This window comes from Enterococcus camelliae (genome assembly GCF_042685105.1).
Taxonomy (GTDB): Bacteria; Bacillota; Bacilli; order Lactobacillales; family Enterococcaceae; genus Enterococcus_G; species Enterococcus_G camelliae.
Map to the genome: position 1 here is coordinate 1 of NZ_JBHUMO010000010.1, position 24,220 is coordinate 24,220.

Genomic DNA, 24,220 nt, shown 5'->3' on the forward strand with positions numbered 1-24,220 from the left:
TTTTGCCCAACTTCAGGAGAATATTCCGTCTTGCGATAATCATATTGTTTTGTGCCATGTATTTGACGTTGTTTGATGACATCGACAGTTCCATCTTTGATTTCGTTATGAATCGTTTGAGGAGCTCGCCCCAACTCTTTCGCGATTGCTCGATTGGACAGTCCCAATTTGTTCTTCAAATAAGCGATAAATTGTCGTTCGTCAAATGATAGGTGTTTGCCTTTTCGTGATTGTGTGGTATGTTCAGTATGCGTCATAGCGAAAATCTCCTTATTGATTGTGTTGGAACTTCAATAATACACGATTTTTCGCTATGACGTTTTTTTATTGCTTGAAAGTGGCTAAGTTCATCTTACAATGAACCATTCTTTTTTTATTCAATTAGTATCATTCTTCTTTGGTAACTAATAAATTCTACACTTCCCCTACCAATTCATCTATCCACAAACACTCTAAACCCTATCCTATTAATCTTTTTCGCATCTACCTCATTATTTATGATACGGTTCTCCTTTATTAATCCGAAATGCGCGATAAATCTGTTCGACTAAGATTAGGCGCATCAGTTGATGTGGGTACGTCATCTTACCGAAGGAAATTTGTGTATTGCTTCGGTTCATGACTGCTTGGCTGAGTCCCAATGAACCGCCTATGACAAAAACGAACTGGCTCTTTCCCTGCACTGCTAATTGATCCAGTTGTTTAGCAAAACTTTCGCTTGATGGATTTTTTCCTTCGATTGCTAAGGCATAGACATATTCTTGATCTTTGATTTTAGCGAGAATACGTTCTCCTTCTTTCTCCTTAACTTGCATCATTTCCGATTCACTGAGGTTTTCCGGTGCTTTTTCATCTGCTACTTCAATGAGTTGTATTTTGGTGTAGCCGCCTAATCGTTTTACATATTCGCTGATCCCTGCAGTAAGATACTTTTCTTTTAGTTTTCCGACAGAAATAATTTTGATATTCATATGGGCCGCCTTTCATTTATTCACTGTATTTATTATACACAATCCACAGCTTTTCCACAGATTGTTTTTTCTGTTCTCTACTATTGTGGATCTTTTTCAAATAAAAGACTGCTATTTCAACTCTAATTGTAGGAACATTCGTTTGTATCCACAGATTTTGTCAGTTATCCACATTTCTGTGGATAACTAGTAAGAACATTGCACACACTGTCCACAAACTTTTCCACTATATTTAGGTATTTTTTTCGTTGGTTTTTCATCAAATTGACTGCTTTTCCCCTACAATTCTTCATATTTTTTTCAAACTCTCTCGGTAGACTAAATAAAGAAAATAAGCTTATACTATAAATAAGTTATCCATATGGGAGGAACAAATGATGAGAAACAACTCTTCTTCACTAATAAAAAAAATTAGCATTAGTCTACTTAGTGGTGTGATTGGTGGTGCATTAAGCTTTGGTGGTCTTTATTATGCAACCAATGGTAACCAAGAAAACCAGTCAACCTCAAGCGCTACATCTACAACGAACTCTGGTAAAACAACCGTGAGCAATGTCACCTACAACGTTACCAGTGATGTTACAACTGCCGTTTCAAAAGTTCAAGATGCGGTCGTGTCGATTATCAATTTGCAAAGTACCTCAACCAATAATCAGTTTGGCGATTTATTTGGAACAGATGACAGTAACGGTTCCTCGAATGACAATACACTTGAAGCTGCTAGCGAAGGTAGTGGCGTGATTTACAAAAAATCCGGTGATACAGCTTATATCGTGACGAATAACCACGTTGTTGAAGGACAAAAAAAATTACAGGTTGTTTTAGCAGATGGAACCAAAGTCGATGCAACTTTGGTTGGTACGGACTCTTATACTGACTTAGCAGTATTGAAAATTTCTTCAGCCAAAGTAACCACTGTCGCAACATTTGGCGATTCTTCTACTTTAAAAGTTGGCGAACCTGCCATTGCGATTGGCTCTCCTCTTGGTTCTCAGTATGCTAATTCTGTTACTCAAGGGATTGTATCTTCACTAAATCGTCAAGTAACCAGTACCAATGATGAAAACCAAGAGGTCAATATTAATGCCATCCAAACCGATGCAGCAATCAATCCAGGAAATTCCGGTGGGCCTTTAATTAATATCGAAGGTCAAGTGATTGGCATTAACTCAAGTAAAATTGCCAGTTCATCCACATCAAGTTCAGGTGTAAGTGTTGAAGGAATGGGCTTCGCTATTCCAAGTAATGATGTCATTACGATCATTAATCAATTAGAAAAAAATGGAAAAATCACGAGACCTGCATTAGGTGTTTCCATGTATGACCTCAGCTCCATTTCAAGTGAACAACAAGAAAAAATTCTTAAGGTTCCAGATACCGTTACGCAAGGGGTCGTTATCTTAAGTGTAGCTAATGGGACTCCAGCCGAACAAGCTGGCTTAAAGAAATATGATGTTATCACCAAAATTGATGGAAAAGATATTACTAGCACGACTGAATTGCGGGCTGCGCTTTACGCAAAATCAATTGGTGATACGATGAAGATTACCTTCTATCGTGAGTCAACTGAAAAAACCGTTACCGTTAATTTAACAGTGGATCAATCGATTCTTAATCAAAACAATTCTTCGACAAAAGAATCCTCTGGCGAATAAAGAGCACTAGCCAATAAACAAAAGAGATTCGTTGCACCGTTCCAATCAGATTAGACAAAGAAACCATAGGAAGTGACGCATGCTTCCTATGGTTTCTTTTGATTGATCCATATAAAAAGGCGTCCATCTTTGTAAGCATGGAGGCCTCTTTGCTTGTAGCTTTTTTTATTTTGTAAATGCGGAACCGACAATCGCATCTTGAGGTAACTCTAAGATGCCTCTTTTTTTCGGGGCATTCGGCAACTGAAGTTCTTTGGCCGAACAAATCATTCCTGTGCTTGCCACACCTCGCAGTTCACCTGGCCAAATAAGTAAGCCGTCTGGCATCATTGCGCCTGGTTTGGCAACCACCACTTTTAGACCTTTGCGAATATTGGGTGCGCCACAAACGATTTGGACAACCTTACCTTGATCAATCGCCACTTCGGTAATTGAAAGATGATCGCTGTCTGGGTGCGGTTCACACGTTTGAACATAGCCAACCACAAATTTAGGTTCATCGTCTGCCAGTAAGGTATCTGCAAAACCTGCCTCATGAATCCAGTCGTTGATGGTTTGTAATTGGTCATTTGAAAGTGTGACTTGTCCATTACCTTCAATCACCATTTTTTCTGAAATAGAGAAGAGGTTCCAGCCAACAATCCTGCCATCCTCAGTGGTTATCTTTGCCACATCTCCTTTTCGTTCAACACCTTGCTTCATTCCTTGGTCATCCGCAACGATTATCAATAATGTATCCCCTACGTGTTCTTTATTGTATGCAAAAATCACTTATGTTTCCTCCTCTATTTTCTTACAAATTCTATTTTACCAAAATTCAGCCACGACATCTTCTTTGATGAAAGAATCTTCATTTTTTATTGATACACTAACAATGTAGCTATTCTAGCTGTTTCGTATTAGAGGGATTCATTGTAGACATCAAAAAGCCCTGACTGAATCAGAAAATGACCAAACTAACCCTGTCATCTCTTCATTCAATCAAGGCTCACTTCTTTGTATTTACTGCTCGTTTGATCCTTCTTTGGGAGATACAATCAAAACATCGCAACGCGCTTCGCGGATAACATAGTTTGCCACACTACCCGTAATGAAGCGTTCCGCCGCGTTTAATCCAGATTGACCAACCATAATCAAATCTGCATCGAATTTTTCAGGCAACTCTTTGCCAATCATTTGTTTAGCCGAGCCAAAAGATAACACGGTTTCCACTTTTGTAAAATCAACGGACTTCGCGTAGTTTTCCAATTCTTCAAGTAAAGCACTACCCATTTCTTTTTCATGATCCAAGACAGAATCACTTAATGGGGCATAGCCCATGAAAGAAGACATCGGTTGATCAACGATATACGCGACAACGACTTTCCCATTATTTCTACGTGCAACTTCAATTGCTTTTTTGTAAGCATCTTCTGCTTGAGAAGAGCCATCTACTCCAACTAAAATTGTTCGATACGTTTGTTCCATTGTCCTCACCTTTTCTCAGTTTTTTGGAAGATGGGTTAAAAATTCCGCAATCTCTTCTTTGGTCTTTCGATCTTTGTTTACCAAACGGCCCAGTTCTTTGCCATCTTGGATTACGACAAAGCTCGGAATGCCAAAAATATCCCACTTACTTGCTACATCAATATACTTATCACGATCTACTTCAATAAATTGGTATTCAGGGAACAGCGCTTCAATCTCAGGCATGCTTGGATGGATAAAGCGGCAATCGCCACACCAATTAGCGGTGAAAAAGAAAACGTTCTTCCCTTTTTCGACATACCCGGCTAACTCTTCAAGATTTTCTGGAATAATCATCTTTCATCTTCTCCTCGTAGTATACTCTTTTTCGCTATTCAGCCATTGTTTGTTTCATACTGACAAATCTTTGCAACAAAAGTTATTTACCTTTGATAATGGTATCTACCGTTGAACGATCCAGTCCTTTTAAGGTTTGGATTAACATTTCTCGTGCAGCTTCAAAATCGCGAATGCTAAACATCGTTTGATGCGTATGAATATATCGACCACATACGCCTATCACACTACTTGGAATGCCTTCATTGGCCACATGAGCAGCACCAGCATCGGTTCCCCCTTTGGATACAAAATATTGATAAGGAATATGGTGTGTACTAGCAACATCTAACAAGTATTCCTTCAGCGCTGGCAACATGATCAATCCTGGATCAAAGATACGCAACAATGTGCCTTCTCCGAGGTGACCAAATGTGCCATTTGTCGTGATGGTATCATCGGCCGCTGAACAATCGACTGCAAAGAAAAGATCTGGTTTAAATTTTGTTACCGCTACTTTTGACCCACGTAACCCAACTTCTTCTTGAACATTGGCACCTGCAATCAATGTGTGACCCAAAGATTCCTTTTGCAATGCTTCTAAGGCTTCCAAAACCACGGTACACCCATAACGATTGTCCCAAGCTTTTGAGATAATGCGTTTGCCATTGGCTGTTTTAATGGTTTCTACTTTTGGCACAATCGTATCACCGGGACGAACACCAAATGATTCTGCTTCTTCTTTTGATTCAAAACCAGCATCAAATAAAATATCAGCTACTTCCAGTGATTTTTGACCACTAGTTCCCCGCAATAAGTGTGGTGGAACAGATGAAGAGATACATGGGTAATCGCCTTTATTTGTTTTCAAGGTAAAACGTTGAGCCGACACGACATAAGGATTCCATCCCCCTAAAGGAACAACTTTAAACAGCCCTCTTGCCGTTATCTCAGTTAATAGGAAGCCAACTTCATCCATATGGGCGGCAACCATGACTCTTGGTGCATCCGTATCTTCATGATGGCGAATACCAAAAATGCCACCTAATCCATCTTGTTGTATGTCATCAACGAGAGGCGTTAGCGCGTTACGCATATACGTGCGAATATCTTGTTCGAATCCGCTTGTTCCTTGTAATTCAGTTAATTCTTTGATTCGTTGAAATGTTTGTTCTTCCATGGTTCTATTGGCAGATGCCAACTCGCCTCCTTCGATTTACTGACTCTTATTATAACGCAAATTGATTTTCTTGAAAGGTTTTAGCTATTATTTCTCTTCATCGCTCGCAATCTATGGTAAACTAAAGCAAATAACACATATGTTGTCGTTGAAAGGAGCTGACAAGATGACTGTTGAAAAAGAAACGCGCTCATTTTTTACCGATGGATTAGCAGTCGGTATCGGTATCGGTCTATTTAGTGGTATCGTATCAACTATTTGGGCCAACAAACGAAAAAATCAATCCGCTGATGAAGTGCTTGATGAAGTGAAGCTTGCTTTTTTAGAGGAAGGCCCGATTGAAGGTTCTTGGATTCAGTTTCAAAAACAACCATTCCGAAAATTTGCTATTCACACGGAAGTCTATGCTGGTGGCATTTCACGTATAGAAGATGAGACGTTGGTCACATATGAATTTTTAGCGGATGCGCGTACGGGGACAGTCCTTGAGGTTCATCGAGTCCCTGTCGAACAGAATGACTCTTTGCTCGGCTTTTAAAAAAGCAACCACACAAAAATGGAGTAACCTACCAAAGCGGTAGTGTTACTCCATTTTTTATGGTAACTTATTTTGCTAAGCGATAAATCGCGTCAGCAAAAATGACTGCTGAATTGAATAAATCATCCAAATCCATAAATTCGTTTGCTTGGTGCATCGTGTCGGTAAATCCTGGAAACATTGCGCCATAAGCAACACCGCGTTCCAATAAACGACCAAATGTTCCACCACCAATGATTTGTTCGTATCCTTTTTGACCAGTATGATCTTCATAAACAGATAGCAATGTCGCAACCAATGGATCATCCACGGGTACATAGTGTGGCAACATATGATGAGGTTCACGCGTGGTTGTTACATCATATGCACCAATTGTTTCGGCCAAACCTGCTTCCAACTTTTCAGCAGTTGTTCCTTGAGGGTAGCGGAAGTTCATATTGATGCTAGCATCTGTCGCATTCTTTTCAAAATTAAAGAGGCTTGCGTTCATCGTTAATTCGCCCATTTTTTCATCGCGATAGGCAACGCCTAATTTGGTTCCATCAAAATCTTCATGCATATAGGCACCAGCTACATGTAGGAAGTTTTTGGCCCCTCCAGCAAAAGCAAAATGATCTAAGAACAAGGCCAAAAATGTACCGGCATTGATTCCAGCTGAAGGATGTGCACCATGTGCGCTCTTACCGACAAGCTCGATAGTCACTGTCTTACCTGATTTGCTTAGTGTAGCTGTAACTGGGTGTTCATCTGTAAAAGCGGTTAAAGCCGCTTCAAAATCCGCAAAATCTGACTCAGCAGGTAATTCCACTACGGCAGTAGCAGACCCAGGTACCATGTTTGGACGTAACCCGCTCTTGAAAGAATTCAATGTGTAAGTGCCGTCATTGGTGGTTTTGAAATGTGCAAGCAACGAGATATTTCCTTTTTCACCATTAATAATTGGGAATTCAGCATCAGGTGAGAACCCGAAATCGGGTTTTTCTTCATGTTGGAAGTAATAATCCATATCTCCCCAGCCGCTTTCTTCATCGGAACCAACCACAAAGCGTACTTTTTTCGAAAGAGGTAAGCCTAGTTCTTTAATAATTTTCATGCCATAATAGGCTGCCATGCTTGGTCCTTTGTCATCAGATGAACCACGCGCGTAAATTTTGTTATCTTTGATTACTGGTTCATACGGATCGCTGTCCCAACCATCGCCGGCTGGCACTACATCCATGTGACCAAAAATACCAAGTGTTTCTTCCCCAGAACCAAATTCAATGTGTCCAGCATAGTTATCAACATTTTTGACAACAAAGCCATCACGTTCACCAAAGCTCAACATTTTTTTCAATGCATCGCGTGGTCCGGGTCCAAATGGCGCATCAGGAGTAACTTTGTCATCTTCCCGTTCACTTTTCACACGTAGTAAAGCCTCTAAATCACTTATTAAATCGTCTTTTCTTGCTTCAACTTCTTTTTTCCAATCAATTGTCATGAAAAAACCTCCGTTCTTAATCTCTTCCATCATATCACTTTTATTTTTTAAATGAAAAGTCTTTTGTATTTGAATCCTGATTTCTTTACTTCAAAATGGTTCTAGCTAATAACCGAGTATAGGCAATCCTACCAGGAACAGTCGGATGCACTCGGTCTGGTCGGAACCAATTGTCGTGCTTCTTGCTCAAATCATACCAATCAATCACATGCATATTGTTGTATTGTTTGGCCTTTTCAGTTAGCAAATCGTTCACATCATTTTGCCAACGTTGAGTTGGAACACGCACATTCATAAAATACACTGTGCGATTACTGCCCAAGTAATTCATTAACTCATCAAATTGGGACGAAGTTGCTGGTCCGTTGGTTCCCAGAGCAATAACAACTGTATCTTTCAATAATCCTTGATCAGCAAGCTTTTGCAAGAGTGGCACACTATCATAAAGTTGGCGTCCCACTTGGGCATCAACTACGGCTTTAGGAAAAACTTCATTGATATTTCTGGCTGTTCCCAAAGCAACCGAGTCACCAAAAATGGTCAATTCTTTTACTTGAGCTTCCTCAACAAGTTTTTTTGATAAGTCATATTTTTTCATGATGTCTGGAATGTTGGTGCTAAAGACTTCTTCTTCCTCTTCTTTAGTCGCAGAATCGACTGTTTCACTTGTTGTTGAAGAATCCACTGTCTCCGTAGTCGTTGTAGAAGAAGTTGTCTGCTGTTTCGTTTTATCAGCTATTTTTTTATTTTGTTGAATTTCTGCTTGAAATTCTTTTTGTTCCGCATCCACTTGATTTTTCGGTGCAGTCATAATCCCAATCAAAGCTACGACTACAATCACAGCAGTTGGCAATTGCCAAGGTTTCTTTGGACTAATCCATGGTCGTGAAAACCACGAATGGAGGGTTGGCCAAGTCTGACTATAGTCGAATTTCCGAAATGGTTCTTCGATGAATCGATAGGACAATTCACTAATCCCTATAATCAACACAATTTCAATCAGCGTATGAAGCCAAATATGATCGGCCAAATTGGTGACCTTGGATTCATAAAAAATCATGACTGGAAACTGATAGAGATAAATGCCATAGCTTCGTTTGCCAATATAGGTAAACACTGGGTTTGTCAGCCAACGGTTTAAGCTTGCTCCTGGATGAGCGGTCACTGCTACGGCAATAGTTGAAACAATACTCACTAGATACAAGCCGCCATAATAAACAAACGTCGATTGATCATCAAAAAAGAACAAAGCCAAAATCAATACCAGTAAAGACGCCAGTCCAACTCCATTTAATAGTCTTTTGGCTTGCACAGGAATTTTTTCTTTCAAGTGAATCGAAGGCCAGATGAACGCCAACGCACTCCCCATCCACAAAGAAAAGAGACGAGTGTCTGTCCCATAGTATACTCGCGTTGGGTCACCACCAGGTTGATAAAGAACAGCCATTAGTACAGCCGAAAAAATCCCCATACCCGTTAAGAAATAAAAAATTGTACTGCGTTTCTTGACAAACCGGACCAAAAGATAGAATAAAATTGGCCAAATTAGATAGTTCTGGCCTTCAACAGCCAAGGACCATAAGTGCGTAAAAGGTGACTCATTCGCAAAACGATCAAAATACGAGAACCCTTGCTTAATTTGCCACCAGTTATTAAGATACAACAAACTACTGACAACAACCCCTCGCAAATTGTTCAACAAATTCCGTTGAAAGAGGGTGATGTAAAAAGAAGAACCCATTAATAATGCCACAAGCGCTGGATATAGGCGCTTCATCCGCCGATAATAAAACTTTTTGATATCAATGGTTTGTGTTCTTTGCCATTCCTGCCGCAATAAATCTGTAATCAAATACCCTGAAATCACAAAAAAGATGGGAACGCCAAGATATCCGCCCCGCATGGTCGTTGGCACTAAATGATACAAAATCACCCCAACTACTGCCAAACTACGTAGTCCATCAATCCCCGTGATGTAACGACTTTTTTTCATTGTTTTTTCTTTCATCTTTGAAATCCTTTATTTTCAATTTAAAGTAGTTTCCTACTTGAACTTTCCCTTGTAATCATGCCACAAAAACCTAAAAAAAGCATGAGAACAGCTACAGAATTTATAGAAATTTGATAAAAAATTAATCGTCAAAAAAACAAGTAGTCCTTTATGGTCTACTTGTTGAACGTGTTAAAGCTGTTCTTCATAGAAACGTCCTAAGATCTGGACATTGTCCGCAATGCTGACAAATGCTTTGGGATCAGATTCACGCATTGCTTGGCGTAACATTGGCAATTCATAGCGGGTCACAACGGTAATTAAGACAGTCTGTTTGTCGTGACGATATGCCCCTTCTGCTTCATGGATAATCGTAATGCCTCGTCGAATATGGTGTTGAATGGTTTGTACGACCTCATCTGGAAACCGTGTAATAATTGTCACTTGCATTTTCTTTTGTTTGGTAAATATGGCGTCCGTTACTTTTCCACAAACAAAAATTGCCAGGGCACTATACAAAGCTGATTGCCAACCAAATAAAATGCCGGCAGCAATCATAATCAAAAAATTAAAAAAAATCGAAATGGAGCCGATTGATTTGCCCGTTTTCTTTCTTACAGAAATACTGATAAAATCCAGCCCACCTGATGATAAACCATTCTTCAATGCATACCCAATTCCTGCTCCCATCGTTGCACCACCAAAAATAGCACAGAGAATAGGGTCTTTCGTCAAAACTTCGCTCGGCATCAACTGCATCATGAAAGAAGTTAAAACAACAGTAATCCCTGTAAAGAAAGTAAATTTGTGACCAATTTTATGCCATCCCAATACAAATAATGGCAAATTTAATAACAATAGCATCACCGAGACAGGAATCTCATAGCCAATTAATCGCTCCGACAAAGTCGACAAAATCTGAGCGATACCTGTGATACCACTTGAATAGATTTTCCCTGGTCCATAAAAAATACGCACAGAAACAGAAGCCAAGATTGCATACACGACTGCAAAGGAAAACTTGGCTGCGTAATCAGGATGAGGGAAAAACTTAAATAGCCGGTTCATGAATTGATTCTTCCTCACTTTATTTTTATCATTTTATTCATGTCTATTATACACAAAGTGCAGGCAAAAAGCATTCGAATCACTAGGATTGCCCTGATAATCGAATGCTTTTCCCTTTTCTTAATCTTCGTCTTCGGTTGTTGTCACATCAATATTCAATTCAAACAACTGTAAAGGTGAAACTTCGCTTGGCGCTTGAGACATCGGATCAATTGCTCGACCATTTTTAGGGAAAGCAATCACTTCGCGGATGTTGTCTTCACCTGCTAAAAGCATCGCAAAACGGTCAAGACCTAGCGCAATACCGCCATGTGGTGGAAAGCCATAGTCCAAAGCTTCCAATAAGAAACCAAATTGTTCAGTCATTTCGCGACGTGAAAAGCCTAATGTTTCAAACATTTGCTCCTGTACATCACGTGTATGAATCCGCAAAGAGCCGCCGCCAAGTTCATAGCCATTCAGGACAATATCATAGGCTTCCGCATGGACACGTGCTGGATCAGTTGCTAATAAGGCAACATCTTCCGCTTTTGGCATCGTAAATGGATGGTGGGCAGATACATAACGACCCGCTTCTTCATCGTATTCAAATTGTGGCCAATCCACTACCCACAAATAGTTGAATTTCGCTTCATCAATCAATCCCAATTCTTTCCCCAAACGTGTACGAATCGCTCCTAATGCTGCTGATACTACTTCAAATGAATCTGCTCCAAACATTAACAAATCCCCTACTTCAGCATTCGTAGCCGCCACAATGGCGTCCGTGGCTTCTTTAAAGAATTTTGCAATTGGGCCTTTCAAGCCATCTTCTTCTACTTTCAACCAAGCAAGACCTTTGGCACCAAATTGGCTCACATATTGACCTAATTGATCCATATCTTTCCGTGAATAGTTTGCTGCCGCTCCTTTGGCATTCAAGGCCTTCACAACGCCACCATTAGCTAATGCCATTTGGAATACCTTAAAGTCAATGTCTTTAACCGTTTCAGAAAGGTCGATCAATTCCATCTCAAAGCGCGTATCGGGTTTATCACTTCCATAACGATTCATAGCCTCTTGCCACGTCATGCGTGGGAATGGCAAGGTCACATCGATATCTTTGACCTCTTTCATGACTTTTTGGATTAATCCTTCCGTGTAAGCTTGGATTTCTTCCGCTGTTAAGAATGTTGTTTCAATATCGACTTGCGTAAATTCTGGTTGTCGGTCACCACGCAAGTCTTCATCACGAAAACAGCGAACAATTTGATAGTAGCGATCCATACCAGATGCCATTAACAATTGTTTAAAGATTTGTGGAGATTGAGGCAATGCGTAAAAATGTCCTGGATGAACACGTGAAGGAACTAAGTAATCGCGCGCTCCTTCAGGGGTTGATTTCGCCAAATACGGTGTTTCAATATCTAAGAAATCATGGTCATCCAAATAATGACGAATGGCACGCGTTGTCTTGGTCCGTAGCAACAAATTCTTGGTCATTTGCGGACGACGCAAATCAAGATAGCGATACTTCATGCGAATATCGTCACTCACTTGGTTTTCATCCTCAATTGGGAAAGGTGGTGTCTTTGCGCGACTAAGAATCGTAATTTGGTCGGCCATGACTTCATATGCCCCAGTCACCATTTTAGGATTAATTGCTTCTGGTGCACGATGAATAACCGTCCCACGAATTTCAATGACATACTCGCTACGACATTTATCAGCAATCGCCCATGCTTCCTCAGAGGTTGCTGGATTGAAAACTACTTGTACGATGCCTTCACGGTCACGTAAATCAATAAAAATAACCCCACCTAAGTCCCGACGTTTTTGTACCCAACCTTTTAACACCACTTGTTTCTCTAACCATTCTTCATTCACTAAACCACAATAAACCGATCGCTTTTCCATTGATTTCTATTCTCCTTCTTTCATCATTTCATCGTAAACTGTTGAAAATGAGTCATAAATTTTTGCTAGTGGGTAGACAACTTCCACACGCGTCGCCATGTTTTTCACTTTGACTTGCTGTTCAGCTAGCTCCGACTCCCCAATTGTTAAGACGAGTCTTGCATTAGCTTTGTCTGCTGACTTAAATTGTGCTTTGGCTTTTCGCCCCATATAATCACGATCCGCCGAAAATCCTGCATCACGGATTGCTTGCACAATTTTTAATGCCTCAAGATTGGTTTCTTCACCCAAATGGACAACATACGCATCAATTGCCTCAACACTGGGTACGGTAATCCCTTCAGATTCTAAGGTCAATAACACGCGCTCAATCCCAATTCCAAAGCCAAAACCAGGTGTTGATTCTCCACCAAACTCTTCAATCAAATTATCGTAACGACCGCCAGCACAAATCGTCGATTGAGTACCTAATGCATCTGAATCATGCATAATTTCAAAAATGGTATGCGTATAATAATCCAATCCACGAACCATATTACTATCTACTTCATACGAAATCCCCAGTGCATCAAGCATATCTTTAACTGTTTGGAAGTGACGGTACGCCTCATCCGTAAGATAATCTAATATTTGTGGGGCGTTTGCAACAATTTCTTTGTCCTTCTTGTCTTTACTATCCAATACCCGTAAAGGATTTTCGTGTAAACGACGTTTGGAGTCGGCACTCAATTGTTCTTCAAACGGAAGCAAGTAATCAATCAGTGCTTGTCGATACGCGAATCGTGTCTCACTGTCACCCAGCGTATTGACAACTAAGCGCAGACCAGTAATACCCAATTGTTCAAAAAAGGCCAGTGCCATCGCCATAATCTCGACATCTGTGGCAGGGTTTTTTGAGCCAAAACATTCGACACCAATTTGGTGGAACTGACGAAGACGACCTTTTTGAGGACGTTCATAACGGAACATCGGCCCCATGTAGTAAACTTTGTAGGGCTTTGGAAATTCAGGGCCAAATAATTTGTTTTCAACAAATGATCGTACGATTGGTGCTGTTCCTTCTGGACGCAAGGTAATGTGTCGATTCCCTTTGTCATAAAAATCATACATTTCTTTGGTCACAATATCCGAAGTATCTCCAACGCTACGTGAAATCACTTCTATATGTTCAAATAAGGGTGTTCTTATCTCGTCAAATTGATAATCTTTGAATAATAAACGGGCGGTTTCTTCTACAAATTGCCATTTTTCTGATTCTCCTGGCAAAATATCATTGGTCCCTTTTGGTCGTTGATATTTCATCTTCTCTTCCTCCTAAAAAAATAAAAAACGCCCCTGTATACACAAGGGCGTTTTACTTTTGTTGTTAGACACGCGGTACCACCTAAAATTTGAAAGATGCATCCATCTTTCCTCTAACGATTAACGCTCGCACACGGACGTGGCTTTTCACTCACGCTTCTCTGGAATGTCTGTTCCTCCATCTCATTCAAACTACTTCCAGCCTAGGTAGTTTTCTCTTTTCTGTATGATGTATCGAGTACTTTTTTCCTTCATCGAATCATTCTATAAGATAATACGTATAACCTACATGAAAACACACAAAAAGTCAAGTCACTTCTGTTTTGAGATTACTCGGTTTTTTTTAAATTTAACTTGTGAAAGGATTTTTGATAGTAGTAAAAGTGATGGATGAAATCATTCATTTCATTTAAAAAAGATTATTGAAACTATTTCAACCTATACTGACAAACAGTGAATTGTTTAGTAATTACTGAGATTTTCCCCATTTGAGGCAATGACTTGTTTGTACCAATCAAATGATTTCTTCTTTGAACGTTTCAGCGTTCCTTTTCCTTCATTATCTCGATCAACATAGATAAATCCATAGCGCTTTTTCATCTCGCCTGTTCCAGCTGAAACTAAGTCAATACATCCCCAGGTCGTATAACCTATTAAATCTACGCCGTCCAGTTCAACAGCATCTTTCATCGCCTGAATATGCGCTGCCAAATAATCAATGCGATAATCATCCGCTACATAACCTTTTTCTTCGGGTACATCGACTGCCCCTAGACCGTTTTCCACAATAAACATAGGTTTTTGATACCGGTCCCAGATATCATTCAACGTAATTCTTAGCCCTAGCGGATCGATTTGCCAGCCCCATTCACTCGCTTCTAAAAAGGGATTTTTGACAGAGGCAAAAATATTCCCCGCCGTCTCTGCTTGCTCTCCATCTTTGACCGGTGCGACACGGGAAGAATAATAAGAAAATGAAATAAAATCAACCGTATGTTCCGCTAATAGTTCAAAGTCCCTTGCTTCCGTAACAAGTTCAATGCCAGCTTGTTCCAGTTGTTTTAGCGCATAGGTCGGATAGTATCCTCGTGCTTGGACATCAATAAAGAAATAGTTTTGACGATCTTGTGTCCGGCTTGACCAAACATTTTCCGGATTGCAATTAAATGCATAATACGATCCGGCTGCCAACATACAGCCGATTTGGTTTTCAGGATCAATCTCATGCGCAATCTTTGTTGCAATCGCTGAAGCAACTAACTCATGGTGTGCTGCTTGGTATTTAACTTGTTCTTCATCCTCGCCAGGCTCAAAGCATAAGCCCGCTCCTAAAAATGGTGCATGCAAAATCATATTGATTTCATTAAAAGTCAACCAGTAACGCACCAACCCTTTGTAGCGTGTAAAGACTGTTCGGCAAAGTCGTTCATAAAACGTCAGCATTTTTCGATTACGCCAGCCGCCATATTCTTTAATCAAATGAATCGGACAGTCAAAATGTGTGATTGTCACTAACGGCTCGATGCCATGTTTTTGACATTCTTCAAATAAGTTTTGGTAAAAGAGCAGGCCTTCTTCATTCGGCTCTACCTCATCACCTAATGGAAAGATTCGCGTCCACGCAATAGATAAACGATAAGTCTTGAAGCCCATTTCAGCAAAGAGTGCAATGTCTTCTTTGTAATGATGGTACATATCAATCGCTTCTTTCGCTGGATAAAAATGAGTGTCATCGAATGCCAACATTTTTTCTTTTCCTTGAATAATCGCCGAACGATCAGGTCCAGTCGGAATGACATCGACATTTGCTAGACCGCGTCCACCTTGGTCGTATCCACCTTCACATTGATTGGCAGCCGTTGCACCGCCCCATAAAAAATCGCTTCTAAATCCCATTCAATCATACCTCGTTTCTTTTTTGATGAAAGACTTTGATGAATTGGTCGCCGCTATGAATCGCACCTTCGTTAATTGTTAAAATTTCTCCTACCTCATTGGTATTCGTAATCACAACTGGTGTAATTGGGTTTAAGCCATTTTTGACAATGACTTGTGGATCAAATGTTAGTAGCAAGTCACCCTTTTTGACGTCTTGTCCTTTCGCGACAGCATAGCTATACCCTTCACCATCTAATTTCACTGTATCAATTCCGACGTGAATTAGCAACTCGATGCCATTTTTACTAGTCAAGCCAATCGCATGACCACTATCAAACGTCGCACTAACGGTCGCATCAAATGGTGCATAGACTTTTCCTTCGCTAGGAATAATCGCCATCCCTTGTCCTAAGATTTCTTCTGAAAACATGCCATCTGCTACAGCTTCAAGTGCCACAGCTTCTCCATTGATTGGGGCAAAGACATCAATATCTTCCGTTGTTTTTACGGTTGGTTGTGCTACTTCTGTGGTGCTTGTTTCATCTGTCTTTTCTTTAAATAAAATTAACGTGACGATAAAGGTAATCACGATACTAATTACTGCACCGATACAAGCAAAGTAAAAATGACTCAATGTATTGTCGCCAATGTAGCTAGGCAATGTTAGTAGACCTGGTGAACCACCTGAGAAGTTCTTCACGCGGAAAATACCCATGAATAAACCACCGACTCCACCACCAATCATTGCTGCATACAATGGTGTTTTATAGCGTAAGTTCACCCCATATAAGGCTGGCTCTGTAATTCCAAATATTCCTGTCAAACCGGCCGAAAAAGCAAGTTGTTTCGTCGCTTGATTTTTTGACTTCACCCCAACGGCTAACGCTGCCGCACCTTGACTGACATTTGATGCTAACATTCCTGGGTAAATCACTGTGTCATAGCCCGCTGTCATACGGTTATTGATTCCAATCGGTACTAGACCATAGTGTGTCCCAGTTGCCACAAATAACGGTGTAAATGTTCCTAATAACAACGGTACAATCCAAGGGCTAACACTTTCTAAGAACGTAACACCCGTTGAAATCCAATCACTAATCAAGTACCCAACAGGACCTAAAATCGTTAATGTAACAATGCCAACGACAGTAATCGAAATCAATGGCTTACTAAAGAATTTGATTGCTTTTGGTGAAATTCGATCGGCAATGGGTTCTACGTATGATAAGAACCAGACAGCCAAAATAATTGGAATAACTGAAGAAGAATAGCTTACTGCTGAAATCGGCAAGCCAAACAACCGAATGGCATCACCACTCTCTTTGGCAGCCGTCACCATGGCAACAAAATTCGGATGCAGTAAGATACCTCCTAACATCATCGCTAAATACATATTGGTTTTAAATTTTTGAGCAGAAGAAGCTGCCAACAAAATTGGTAAAAAGTAAAACGCCGCATCCGCCATAAAATTCAAAATTTGATAACTTTGGCTTTCCACTGTAATGACTGAAAAAACTACCAATAATGACAAGACCGCCTTTAACATCCCCGCAGCAGTGATAGCCGGTAAGATAGGTGTAAAGATACCTGTAATCGTATCAATTACTTTGGCTACTTTTGATTTTGGTTCACTTCCTTCCTGTTTTTCATCGGCTTTCGATGCTAGCGTCGTTTGTTTCATAATTTCACTGTAGACATTTCCCACATCGCTACCTATAATTACTTGGTATTGTCCACCTTTATTCACGACACCCATGACCCCTGGCGTTTCTTTTAAGACCTTTTCTTTTGGTTGTCCATCATCTTGCAAATTAAACCGTAAACGGGTAGCGCAATGAGTCAATCCTTGAATATTCTCTTCGCCACCGACATTTTCAATAATAGTCGCTGCTAAATCTTTGTAATTCATCTCTATATCCTCCTTTAAAATAAAAGAGACCTAACTACATGATTAATCACATAGTTAGGTCTCGCCTGCAATGCAGTAACAATCCTACTCACTTGTTATTCGTTTAATATGAATCGTTAAATAGATCAATTCGTCATTGTCCAGCTTTCGTCCAAATTGCTTTTGAATGTATTCACCGATTTTTAATGCACATTGGTACTCTTTTGGATACTTATCTTTCAACATAAACATAAAGCCCGCTGTCTCATCACCATCCAAATGTACATCAGTAAATACCCGTTGAACGAAAAATTTTAAATGAGTGACAAATCGTTCAAAATTGAGTGAATACTCATCTAATTCCATATTAAATTGATATTTAACAATATTTAATATGGCCTGAATTGTTCGAGTCATCTCTGAAACTTGGTTGACTTCTGAACCAGATAACTCAGCATTGACAATGTGCAATGCGATAAAACCTGCTTCGTCTTCAGGTAATGATATTTGTAGACGATTTTGAATCATACTTACGGCTTCCTTGCCAATCAAAAATTCATGATTGTAGAATCGTTTAATTTCCCAAAGAAGTGCATTCTTTAACTGAATGCCTTCTTGATAACGTTCCAAAGCAAAGTGAATGTGGTCTGATAATGTCAGAAAAAGATTTTCACTGAGTTTTTTACCTAAAGAAACCTTTGCAAAACTGATAATGTCATTGGCCACTTGGATTTCCTCTAAGGGAATTGCTGATAACAAATTGGTTAATTTGCTCATATTCCACTCTTTGGTTATACAATAGACCTTTTCAACAGATGCTTCATCAATCTCATCACCCTGTTTCCGCTTAAAACCGATTCCTTTACCCATTACGATTAACTCTTGATTTGAGTGACCTAAAGAAACAACAATATTATTATTGATGACTTTTTCAACTCTCAACCTCGTTACTCTCCTTTAGTTGCTTGCTCTACACGAGTATAGCCCACATTGAAGCGGTAACAATCTCAAAAGCATAGTACCATATTTTTTTTCGATTTGTCAATCACTCATCACAATCGTTATTGCAACGTTCAGCCTCTTTACTTACACTCTTATTAGTAAGAAGAAAGGAGTTTTTTTATGTATCCAGGATACCTCCGCAAGCCACACTATTATGAAACCGATCAAATGGGCATTATTCACCATTCCAATTATATTCGTTGGTTTGAAGAAGCACGCGTTGATTTACTTGAATGGCTGAAGCTTCCTTATCAAGTGATTGAAGAGGCCGGTATCATCATCCCGGTTTTAGCTGTTTCCTGTACTTACAAAGGAATGGTGCATTATGGTGACAAGGTAAAAATCAACGTATTTGTTGAAAATTATACAGGTACACGCTTTGAGTTTCGATACGAACTTGTAAATCTGACAACCAATCAAGTCGCCACCACAGGGACAAGTAGTCACTGTTTTTTGAGCAAAGAGCATCAACGCTTGATTTCTTTGAAGAAAAAATTCCCAGAATTTCATGAAATTTTCGAAAATTATGTAAATTTATAAGGAAATTAAGATAACACCTCGAAAATCTGTATTATTTTTCAAAAAAAATATTTTTTTAAAACGTTTCCAATTGTATTTTTGCTAATTTTATGTATAATTCTAATAGGGTAGTTCTGTACTACTATTAATTTACATAATTGAGGTGAAGATAATGTATGTTGTAAAAGTTTTTCACGGATATATTGACAAAACTGGACATCGTACACGCGACAAATCACCTGATAATCTATTAGTATTTCCTGATCGAAAATCTTCAGAAGAATTTGCTAACAAAATCGGTGGTCGTGTAAAAAGTTTAGAAGAGCTGAAGGTCTGAGAAATCCATCGTTGATTCTCAGACTTTTCCTTTGTCTAATGAACGATTTACTTTGAGAAAGGAAAAATTCAATAATTTAGACTGCTTTTTTTGTGTGCTTGTTCTATACTAAATAGAACCACATATCTTGAAAAGGAGACTTAGTCAATGAAAAGAATTGGTATTATTGGTGTAGGGCACGTGGGTAGTACTGTGGCACATACACTTATTGAACGTCATATTGCTGATGAATTGTATCTCTTTGATAAAAATACAAACCTAGTTGAATCCGAATGCTTTGATTTATGGGCTGGCCAGATAGGCACCCATAAAACCACACGTCTTTTAATCGGGACAAGTGAAGTATTGTCCGAGCTGGATATTTTGGTATTCTCAGTTGGGGATATTGCTGTTTTAAATGGGCAAGGGAGTCGCTTCGATGAACTGGACTTCACAAAAAAAGCGACTGAGGAGTGGGCACCAATCATTCGTTCATCAGGTTTTCACGGCATTTTGTTGACTATTACCAATCCGTGCGATGTCATCACTCGTTACCTACAGGAATTGACTGGTCTACCTAAAAATCGAATTTTCGGTACGGGAACTTCTCTGGACACCGCTCGTTTTAAACATGCGGTGGGAACGGTTTTAGCTATTGAACCAGATAGTGTTGATGGACTCGTTTTGGGTGAGCATGGTGATACGCAATTTATCGCTTGGCATTCAACTTTTGTAGGCTATCAACCGATTTTGAACCAAATTACACCTGAACAGCAAGAACAAATCGAAGCACTTACCTTTTCATTGGGTGGAAAAACCTTTGCTGGAAAAGGATATACCTCATACGGAATTGCCAATCAAGCTGCACAAATTATTGAAGCCATCCTTACTGACAGTCACCGAGTTTTCCCTCTGTCCGTTTATTCTGAAGCAGCAACTATGTATATTGGACATGCTGCCAAAATTGGTGCGCAGGGGATTGAAGAAAGTTTCCCACCTTCTTTATCTACCACCGAGCAAAAAAAATGGGCTGCTTCGATTAAATGGATTCAGACGATGTATGAAGCCATCTAATTTTTTTGAAATATTAAAAAAAGCATTGTTTGCAGAACGACTGTTGTTCTGCAAACAATGCTTTTACGTTAAAATTGAGCGGTATCCGGATCTAAGGCTTTTCCTACAACACCATCCAACTCATCAATGGTTTTCATATCCGCTTCTGTTAATTCAAAATCAAAAATATTCGTATTTTCTTTGATTCGACTTGGCGTCACTGATTTTGGCAATGGTAAGAAGTCATGTTGCAAGGACCATCTCAAGGCAACTTGGGCAATCGATTTGTTGTATTTTTGCGCCAATTCTTTCATTTCTGGAACGTCGAAGATTTTCCCTGTGCCAAGTGGACTGTATGCTTCGATAATCATGCCGTGATCACGTCCATACTGAACGGTATCTGCCATTAACTCACCAGGTGCTAAGAAAATTTGATTGACCATCGGAAATACCTTGGCTGTCTTTGCTAATGCTTCCAAGTGATGTGGACGAAAATTGCTAACACCAATGGCTTTTATTTTGCCTGCTTGATAAAATTCTTCCATGGCACGCCATGTTTCCGCATTGGCTTCTTGCCAATGATCTCGGAAAGCGACTGGATTTGGCCAATGAATCAACAATAAATCCAAGTAGTCGGTTCCTAAATCATGCAAACTTTTTTCAATTGATGCTTTTGCCAAGTCATAGGAGTGATTTGCATTCCATACTTTCGTTGTTAGAAAAATTTCTTCCCGTGGCACGCCACTCTCCTTGATGGCTTGCCCCACACTTTGTTCATTTTTATAGCCTTGAGCAGTATCAATGTGACGATACCCATCAACTAAAGCTGTTTTTACTGATTCAACAGCGACTTGTCCATCTGGCGTTTGCCATGTACCGAAACCTACTTTGGGGATTTTTACCCCATTTTTTAATGTATAGGTTGAAGTTAAACTCATGTTGCTTCCTCCTTCATAATCGTTCTTGTTCTATTATACCAAAAATAATTTTTATGAAATAATGGGATGCTTACAAAAAAATAGAGATTCTAATCCAGACTAGAATCCCTACTATATAGACTGTCTCTTTTATTGACTATCTGGTTCAACATGGACATCAATTTCAAAGACGCCAAACACATCTCGTAAGAGAAATTCAATTTGGTCGGCAATCGCATGACTTTGTTTCACGCTGAATTCGGCAGGCATTTCAACCACCACATCGACATAAATATTCGCGCCATAATTGCGCCCCTTGACACTTTTTACACGAGTAACACCAGGAATTTTTTCAATTTCTTCTTTATATTGTTGAATTAATTCTATATCAAATCCATCCGATAAAGAGAACGTACTTTCACGAAAAATATCCACCCCAGTTTTTATAATTAGTACACCCACCACCACCGCGGCAAGGCTATCTAACCATCCTAAACGAAAGGTTGCTGCAAAAACAGCAACAGCCGTACCAATACTTGTCCATGCATCACTGCGATTATCTTTTGCAGCTGCTAACAAACCCGAACTCTTTACCTTTTCTGCCAATTTTTTATTATAAAAATACACACCATACATAATGCTAGCTGAACCTATCCCTACAATCGCCGCTATACTGTCAGGGGTCTCACTTCTACCATCAAGAACCGTCTGAATTGAACTATATAAAACTTGTAACCCTACGGCGATCATAATAAGCGAGGTAATCAAGCTTGCTACTGTTTCCGCTTTCCAGTGACCATAACGATGGTCCTCATCAGCAGGCTTTCGAGAAACCTTTAAGCCGATTAAGACAGAAATCGAAGCGATAATGTCGGTTGCATTGTTAAGACCATCGGCACGTAATGCTTCCGACCCAGCCCAATTTCCAACAGTTAACTTCAGAATTGAAATGAAAAGGTAAGCGACAATGCTAATGATTGCACCTTTTTCAGCTTGTTTTAATTCTTGATAACGATCATTTGCCATCGTGCTTCCTCCTTTTTGATTTGAAGAATATCATATCAAATTCTGTTCGCTTTTTTCACACTATGGGAATTTTTTTATTATTTTGGGTTTCCAATATCGATTGGTTCATGCACCACAATTCGAGTTAAGGAGAACCTAATCTTTGTAATTTTCATGAAAAATATTTTTTTAAGTCAATTGGAAAGATTGTCAAATAATCGCTAACGTGCTATGGTTTTATCAATTATCAAGACGTACTGGAGGAAGCGATGATGACAATTTTATCCTGCGAAGCATTATCTTTTGTAAGAAATCAACAACCCCTGCTTACTGATATCAATTGGCAAGTAGAGGAGAATCAAAATTGGGCTATTTTAGGGTTAAATGGGGCTGGAAAGAGTTTATTATTGCAATTAATCACTGGTCAACTGTGGCCTTCACGTGGCAAACTCACGGTATTGGATACCGTTTTTGGTCAATCTTCGATACCTGAGCTACGGCAAAAAATTGCCTGGATCAGTCCCGCGTATTTGAATCAATTTCATGGACAAGAAACGGCAGAAGAAATTGTTGTTTCTGGCTATTTTTCCAGTGTTGGTCTCTATCAAACTGTCACCAATGAACAATTTGATCATGCCAAACAACTGCTTCATGAACTTGGCTTAAAAACAATTATTGGACGCAGCTTTCAGACGCTCTCCCAAGGACAAAAGCAACTGGTAGGGATTGCTCGTGCACTCATCAATCGTCCAAAATTATTGATTTTAGATGAACCGACAAATGGCCTTGATTTGTTTGCCAGAGAAGATTTTTTGCAACGATTGCATCAATTAATCGCACAAAAACAAATCCCTAATCTCGTTCTCGTGACCCATCATACCGAAGAAATCACGACAGACTTTTCCCATGTCTTATTGTTACGAGATGGAAAAGTTATGTATCAAGGGCAACGCGATGAGTGCTTAACAACCGCCCACTTATCTAGTTTTTATCAAAGAGAAGTGGTCATCCTCCCCTATAAAAACCAACGATTTTTGGTCTATCCTGTTTAAAAGAAGTAGATTAGCTATTTTTTCTCAATGGCTAATCTACTTCTTTTTTTTTTATTTTACAACAAGTACACTACAAGGTGCATGGTTCACTACGTACGCTGCTGTTGACCCGACCAACGCTCGCTGAATTGCTCCTTTCCCGGTAGCACCCAACACAATCAAATCTATCGCCTTCTCTTCCGCATAATTGACGATAACTGATTTCGGATTTCCTACAATAACATAAGGAACTGTTTGATGGATATTCACCTCGCGCGCATCTTGAACAAGCTTTAATACTCGATTTTCTGTCAATTCTTTTTCCTGCGCAAATACTTTTCCATATGAATAAGCACTCGTTGACAGTTCTACATCATTAATTACCGCAACAATATAAATGGCTGCATTCTGACTTCCACGAGCAATACTTAACACTTCTTTGAAGGCTTTCAACGACTGATCCGACCCATCAACTGCAATCAAAATTCGCTTATACTCTTTCATTGTAACCGCCTCCTTCATATTCATTATACGATGAAGAACAGTAAAATCATACTGATTTGACAGCGCATTGGTGAAGCTTATGGCGCTTATTTTATTCTTTTCTTTTGTCAAATTACGCTAGACCAATAAAAAGAGCAATATTTCTGAACCTCCCACGACTTAAGTTGCGGGGTTCTGAGTCCTTACGGACTTAAAACCCTTTGACCCAAATGTAGTTTCTTCTTGCCTGAGATACGGGATACCGA

23 protein-coding genes are annotated in these 24,220 nt (G+C 39.6%); 6 read left to right on the forward strand and 17 right to left on the reverse strand.

Annotated elements, in window-relative coordinates; translation table 11 throughout:
* Both ACFSR0_RS01705 and rlmH read right to left on the reverse strand, forming a co-directional pair.
* Positions 1-257 (reverse strand): helix-turn-helix domain-containing protein (locus tag ACFSR0_RS01705; RefSeq protein ID WP_379979270.1); only part of this gene is annotated, 257 nt, incomplete at its 3' end.
* 234 nt (positions 258-491) lie between these two features.
* A complete protein-coding gene (gene rlmH / locus ACFSR0_RS01710; protein WP_379979272.1) occupies positions 492-971 on the reverse strand; it encodes a 23S rRNA (pseudouridine(1915)-N(3))-methyltransferase RlmH in 480 nt (159 codons plus the stop codon).
* A gap of 374 nt (positions 972-1,345) precedes the next feature.
* On the opposite strand from rlmH, the gene ACFSR0_RS01715 reads away from it, so the two are divergent.
* Positions 1,346-2,626 carry a S1C family serine protease gene (locus tag ACFSR0_RS01715; RefSeq protein WP_379979274.1) on the forward strand — a complete coding sequence of 427 codons (1,281 nt, stop codon included), beginning with the start codon at positions 1,346-1,348 and terminating at the stop codon, positions 2,624-2,626.
* A gap of 165 nt (positions 2,627-2,791) precedes the next feature.
* Here the strand turns inward: ACFSR0_RS01715 and ytpR are convergent, their stop codons facing one another.
* From ytpR to pepA, 4 genes are all read right to left on the reverse strand, one after another.
* Positions 2,792-3,397, reverse strand: coding sequence for a YtpR family tRNA-binding protein (gene ytpR, locus ACFSR0_RS01720; protein ID WP_379979276.1), 606 nt, complete (start codon positions 3,395-3,397; stop codon positions 2,792-2,794).
* A gap of 231 nt (positions 3,398-3,628) precedes the next feature.
* Positions 3,629-4,093, reverse strand: coding sequence for a universal stress protein (locus ACFSR0_RS01725; protein WP_379979278.1), 465 nt, complete (start codon positions 4,091-4,093; stop codon positions 3,629-3,631).
* A 15-nt stretch (positions 4,094-4,108) separates the two neighbouring features.
* The gene (locus ACFSR0_RS01730) at positions 4,109-4,429 is read right to left on the reverse strand and encodes a thioredoxin family protein (protein ID WP_379979280.1); all 321 of its coding nucleotides are present in this window, start codon (positions 4,427-4,429) and stop codon (positions 4,109-4,111) included.
* Positions 4,430-4,511: 82 nt separating this feature from the next.
* The gene (gene pepA / locus ACFSR0_RS01735) at positions 4,512-5,588 is read right to left on the reverse strand and encodes a glutamyl aminopeptidase (RefSeq protein ID WP_379979312.1); all 1,077 of its coding nucleotides are present in this window, start codon (positions 5,586-5,588) and stop codon (positions 4,512-4,514) included.
* 166 nt (positions 5,589-5,754) lie between these two features.
* Here pepA and ACFSR0_RS01740 point away from each other — a divergent pair, with 166 nt between their 5' ends.
* Positions 5,755-6,126 (forward strand): hypothetical protein, encoded by a 372-nt coding sequence (locus ACFSR0_RS01740; protein WP_379979282.1) that lies wholly within the window; start codon positions 5,755-5,757, stop codon positions 6,124-6,126.
* Between the two features lie 67 nt (positions 6,127-6,193).
* Here ACFSR0_RS01740 and pepV read toward each other — a convergent pair whose 3' ends face one another.
* From pepV to licT, 8 genes are all read right to left on the reverse strand, one after another.
* A complete protein-coding gene (gene pepV / locus ACFSR0_RS01745; RefSeq protein ID WP_379979284.1) occupies positions 6,194-7,606 on the reverse strand; it encodes a dipeptidase PepV in 1,413 nt (470 codons plus the stop codon).
* 85 nt (positions 7,607-7,691) lie between these two features.
* Positions 7,692-9,614: an acyltransferase family protein gene (locus ACFSR0_RS01750; protein WP_379979286.1), complete on the reverse strand. Its 1,923-nt coding sequence runs from the start codon at positions 9,612-9,614 to the stop codon at positions 7,692-7,694.
* A gap of 174 nt (positions 9,615-9,788) precedes the next feature.
* A complete protein-coding gene (locus ACFSR0_RS01755) occupies positions 9,789-10,664 on the reverse strand; it encodes a YitT family protein (protein ID WP_379979288.1) in 876 nt (291 codons plus the stop codon).
* A 120-nt stretch (positions 10,665-10,784) separates the two neighbouring features.
* The gene (aspS, locus tag ACFSR0_RS01760; RefSeq protein ID WP_379979290.1) at positions 10,785-12,560 is read right to left on the reverse strand and encodes an aspartate--tRNA ligase; all 1,776 of its coding nucleotides are present in this window, start codon (positions 12,558-12,560) and stop codon (positions 10,785-10,787) included.
* Positions 12,561-12,566: 6 nt separating this feature from the next.
* Positions 12,567-13,862: a histidine--tRNA ligase gene (gene hisS / locus ACFSR0_RS01765; protein WP_379979292.1), complete on the reverse strand. Its 1,296-nt coding sequence runs from the start codon at positions 13,860-13,862 to the stop codon at positions 12,567-12,569.
* Between the two features lie 462 nt (positions 13,863-14,324).
* Positions 14,325-15,758 carry a 6-phospho-beta-glucosidase gene (locus tag ACFSR0_RS01770; RefSeq protein ID WP_379979294.1) on the reverse strand — a complete coding sequence of 478 codons (1,434 nt, stop codon included), beginning with the start codon at positions 15,756-15,758 and terminating at the stop codon, positions 14,325-14,327.
* A gap of 4 nt (positions 15,759-15,762) precedes the next feature.
* Positions 15,763-17,649 (reverse strand): beta-glucoside-specific PTS transporter subunit IIABC, encoded by a 1,887-nt coding sequence (locus tag ACFSR0_RS01775; protein ID WP_379979296.1) that lies wholly within the window; start codon positions 17,647-17,649, stop codon positions 15,763-15,765.
* Between the two features lie 84 nt (positions 17,650-17,733).
* Positions 17,734-18,570 carry a BglG family transcription antiterminator LicT gene (gene licT / locus ACFSR0_RS01780; RefSeq protein WP_379979298.1) on the reverse strand — a complete coding sequence of 279 codons (837 nt, stop codon included), beginning with the start codon at positions 18,568-18,570 and terminating at the stop codon, positions 17,734-17,736.
* A gap of 180 nt (positions 18,571-18,750) precedes the next feature.
* On the opposite strand from licT, the gene ACFSR0_RS01785 reads away from it, so the two are divergent.
* The 3 genes from ACFSR0_RS01785 (at position 18,751) to ACFSR0_RS01795 (ending at position 20,539) form a co-directional block, all read left to right on the forward strand.
* The gene (locus ACFSR0_RS01785; RefSeq protein ID WP_379979300.1) at positions 18,751-19,170 is read left to right on the forward strand and encodes an acyl-CoA thioesterase; all 420 of its coding nucleotides are present in this window, start codon (positions 18,751-18,753) and stop codon (positions 19,168-19,170) included.
* A 151-nt stretch (positions 19,171-19,321) separates the two neighbouring features.
* On the forward strand, positions 19,322-19,486 hold the full coding sequence (locus ACFSR0_RS01790) for a hypothetical protein (protein ID WP_379979302.1): 165 nt from the start codon (positions 19,322-19,324) through the stop codon (positions 19,484-19,486).
* A gap of 147 nt (positions 19,487-19,633) precedes the next feature.
* Complete coding sequence (locus ACFSR0_RS01795) at positions 19,634-20,539, forward strand: lactate/malate family dehydrogenase (RefSeq protein ID WP_379979304.1); 906 nt, start codon at positions 19,634-19,636, stop codon at positions 20,537-20,539.
* A gap of 68 nt (positions 20,540-20,607) precedes the next feature.
* Here the strand turns inward: ACFSR0_RS01795 and ACFSR0_RS01800 are convergent, their stop codons facing one another.
* Positions 20,608-21,456 carry an aldo/keto reductase gene (locus tag ACFSR0_RS01800; protein ID WP_379979306.1) on the reverse strand — a complete coding sequence of 283 codons (849 nt, stop codon included), beginning with the start codon at positions 21,454-21,456 and terminating at the stop codon, positions 20,608-20,610.
* Between the two features lie 129 nt (positions 21,457-21,585).
* On the reverse strand, positions 21,586-22,461 hold the full coding sequence (locus ACFSR0_RS01805) for a cation diffusion facilitator family transporter (RefSeq protein WP_379979308.1): 876 nt from the start codon (positions 22,459-22,461) through the stop codon (positions 21,586-21,588).
* 251 nt (positions 22,462-22,712) lie between these two features.
* Here ACFSR0_RS01805 and ACFSR0_RS01810 point away from each other — a divergent pair, with 251 nt between their 5' ends.
* Positions 22,713-23,492, forward strand: a complete 780-nt coding sequence (locus ACFSR0_RS01810) for an ABC transporter ATP-binding protein (RefSeq protein ID WP_379979314.1) — start codon at positions 22,713-22,715, stop codon at positions 23,490-23,492.
* Between the two features lie 51 nt (positions 23,493-23,543).
* Here ACFSR0_RS01810 and ACFSR0_RS01815 read toward each other — a convergent pair whose 3' ends face one another.
* A complete protein-coding gene (locus tag ACFSR0_RS01815) occupies positions 23,544-23,975 on the reverse strand; it encodes a universal stress protein (protein WP_379979310.1) in 432 nt (143 codons plus the stop codon).
* Between the last annotated feature and the right edge of the window lie 245 nt (positions 23,976-24,220).

Coding starts and splice junctions, on each gene's coding strand:
- rlmH (WP_379979272.1), bottom strand. CDS start 971: ATGAATATCAAAATTATTTCTGTCGGAAAACTAAAAGAAAAGTATCTT.
- ACFSR0_RS01715 (WP_379979274.1), top strand. CDS start 1,346: ATGATGAGAAACAACTCTTCTTCACTAATAAAAAAAATTAGCATTAGT.
- ACFSR0_RS01725 (WP_379979278.1), bottom strand. CDS start 4,093: ATGGAACAAACGTATCGAACAATTTTAGTTGGAGTAGATGGCTCTTCT.
- ACFSR0_RS01730 (WP_379979280.1), bottom strand. CDS start 4,429: ATGATTATTCCAGAAAATCTTGAAGAGTTAGCCGGGTATGTCGAAAAA.
- pepA (WP_379979312.1), bottom strand. CDS start 5,588: ATGGAAGAACAAACATTTCAACGAATCAAAGAATTAACTGAATTACAA.
- ACFSR0_RS01740 (WP_379979282.1), top strand. CDS start 5,755: ATGACTGTTGAAAAAGAAACGCGCTCATTTTTTACCGATGGATTAGCA.
- pepV (WP_379979284.1), bottom strand. CDS start 7,606: ATGACAATTGATTGGAAAAAAGAAGTTGAAGCAAGAAAAGACGATTTA.
- ACFSR0_RS01750 (WP_379979286.1), bottom strand. CDS start 9,614: ATGAAAGAAAAAACAATGAAAAAAAGTCGTTACATCACGGGGATTGAT.
- ACFSR0_RS01755 (WP_379979288.1), bottom strand. CDS start 10,664: ATGAACCGGCTATTTAAGTTTTTCCCTCATCCTGATTACGCAGCCAAG.
- aspS (WP_379979290.1), bottom strand. CDS start 12,560: ATGGAAAAGCGATCGGTTTATTGTGGTTTAGTGAATGAAGAATGGTTA.
- hisS (WP_379979292.1), bottom strand. CDS start 13,862: ATGAAATATCAACGACCAAAAGGGACCAATGATATTTTGCCAGGAGAA.
- ACFSR0_RS01770 (WP_379979294.1), bottom strand. CDS start 15,758: ATGGGATTTAGAAGCGATTTTTTATGGGGCGGTGCAACGGCTGCCAAT.
- ACFSR0_RS01775 (WP_379979296.1), bottom strand. CDS start 17,649: ATGAATTACAAAGATTTAGCAGCGACTATTATTGAAAATGTCGGTGGC.
- ACFSR0_RS01785 (WP_379979300.1), top strand. CDS start 18,751: ATGTATCCAGGATACCTCCGCAAGCCACACTATTATGAAACCGATCAA.
- ACFSR0_RS01790 (WP_379979302.1), top strand. CDS start 19,322: ATGTATGTTGTAAAAGTTTTTCACGGATATATTGACAAAACTGGACAT.
- ACFSR0_RS01795 (WP_379979304.1), top strand. CDS start 19,634: ATGAAAAGAATTGGTATTATTGGTGTAGGGCACGTGGGTAGTACTGTG.
- ACFSR0_RS01800 (WP_379979306.1), bottom strand. CDS start 21,456: ATGAGTTTAACTTCAACCTATACATTAAAAAATGGGGTAAAAATCCCC.
- ACFSR0_RS01805 (WP_379979308.1), bottom strand. CDS start 22,461: ATGGCAAATGATCGTTATCAAGAATTAAAACAAGCTGAAAAAGGTGCA.
- ACFSR0_RS01810 (WP_379979314.1), top strand. CDS start 22,713: ATGACAATTTTATCCTGCGAAGCATTATCTTTTGTAAGAAATCAACAA.
- ACFSR0_RS01815 (WP_379979310.1), bottom strand. CDS start 23,975: ATGAAAGAGTATAAGCGAATTTTGATTGCAGTTGATGGGTCGGATCAG.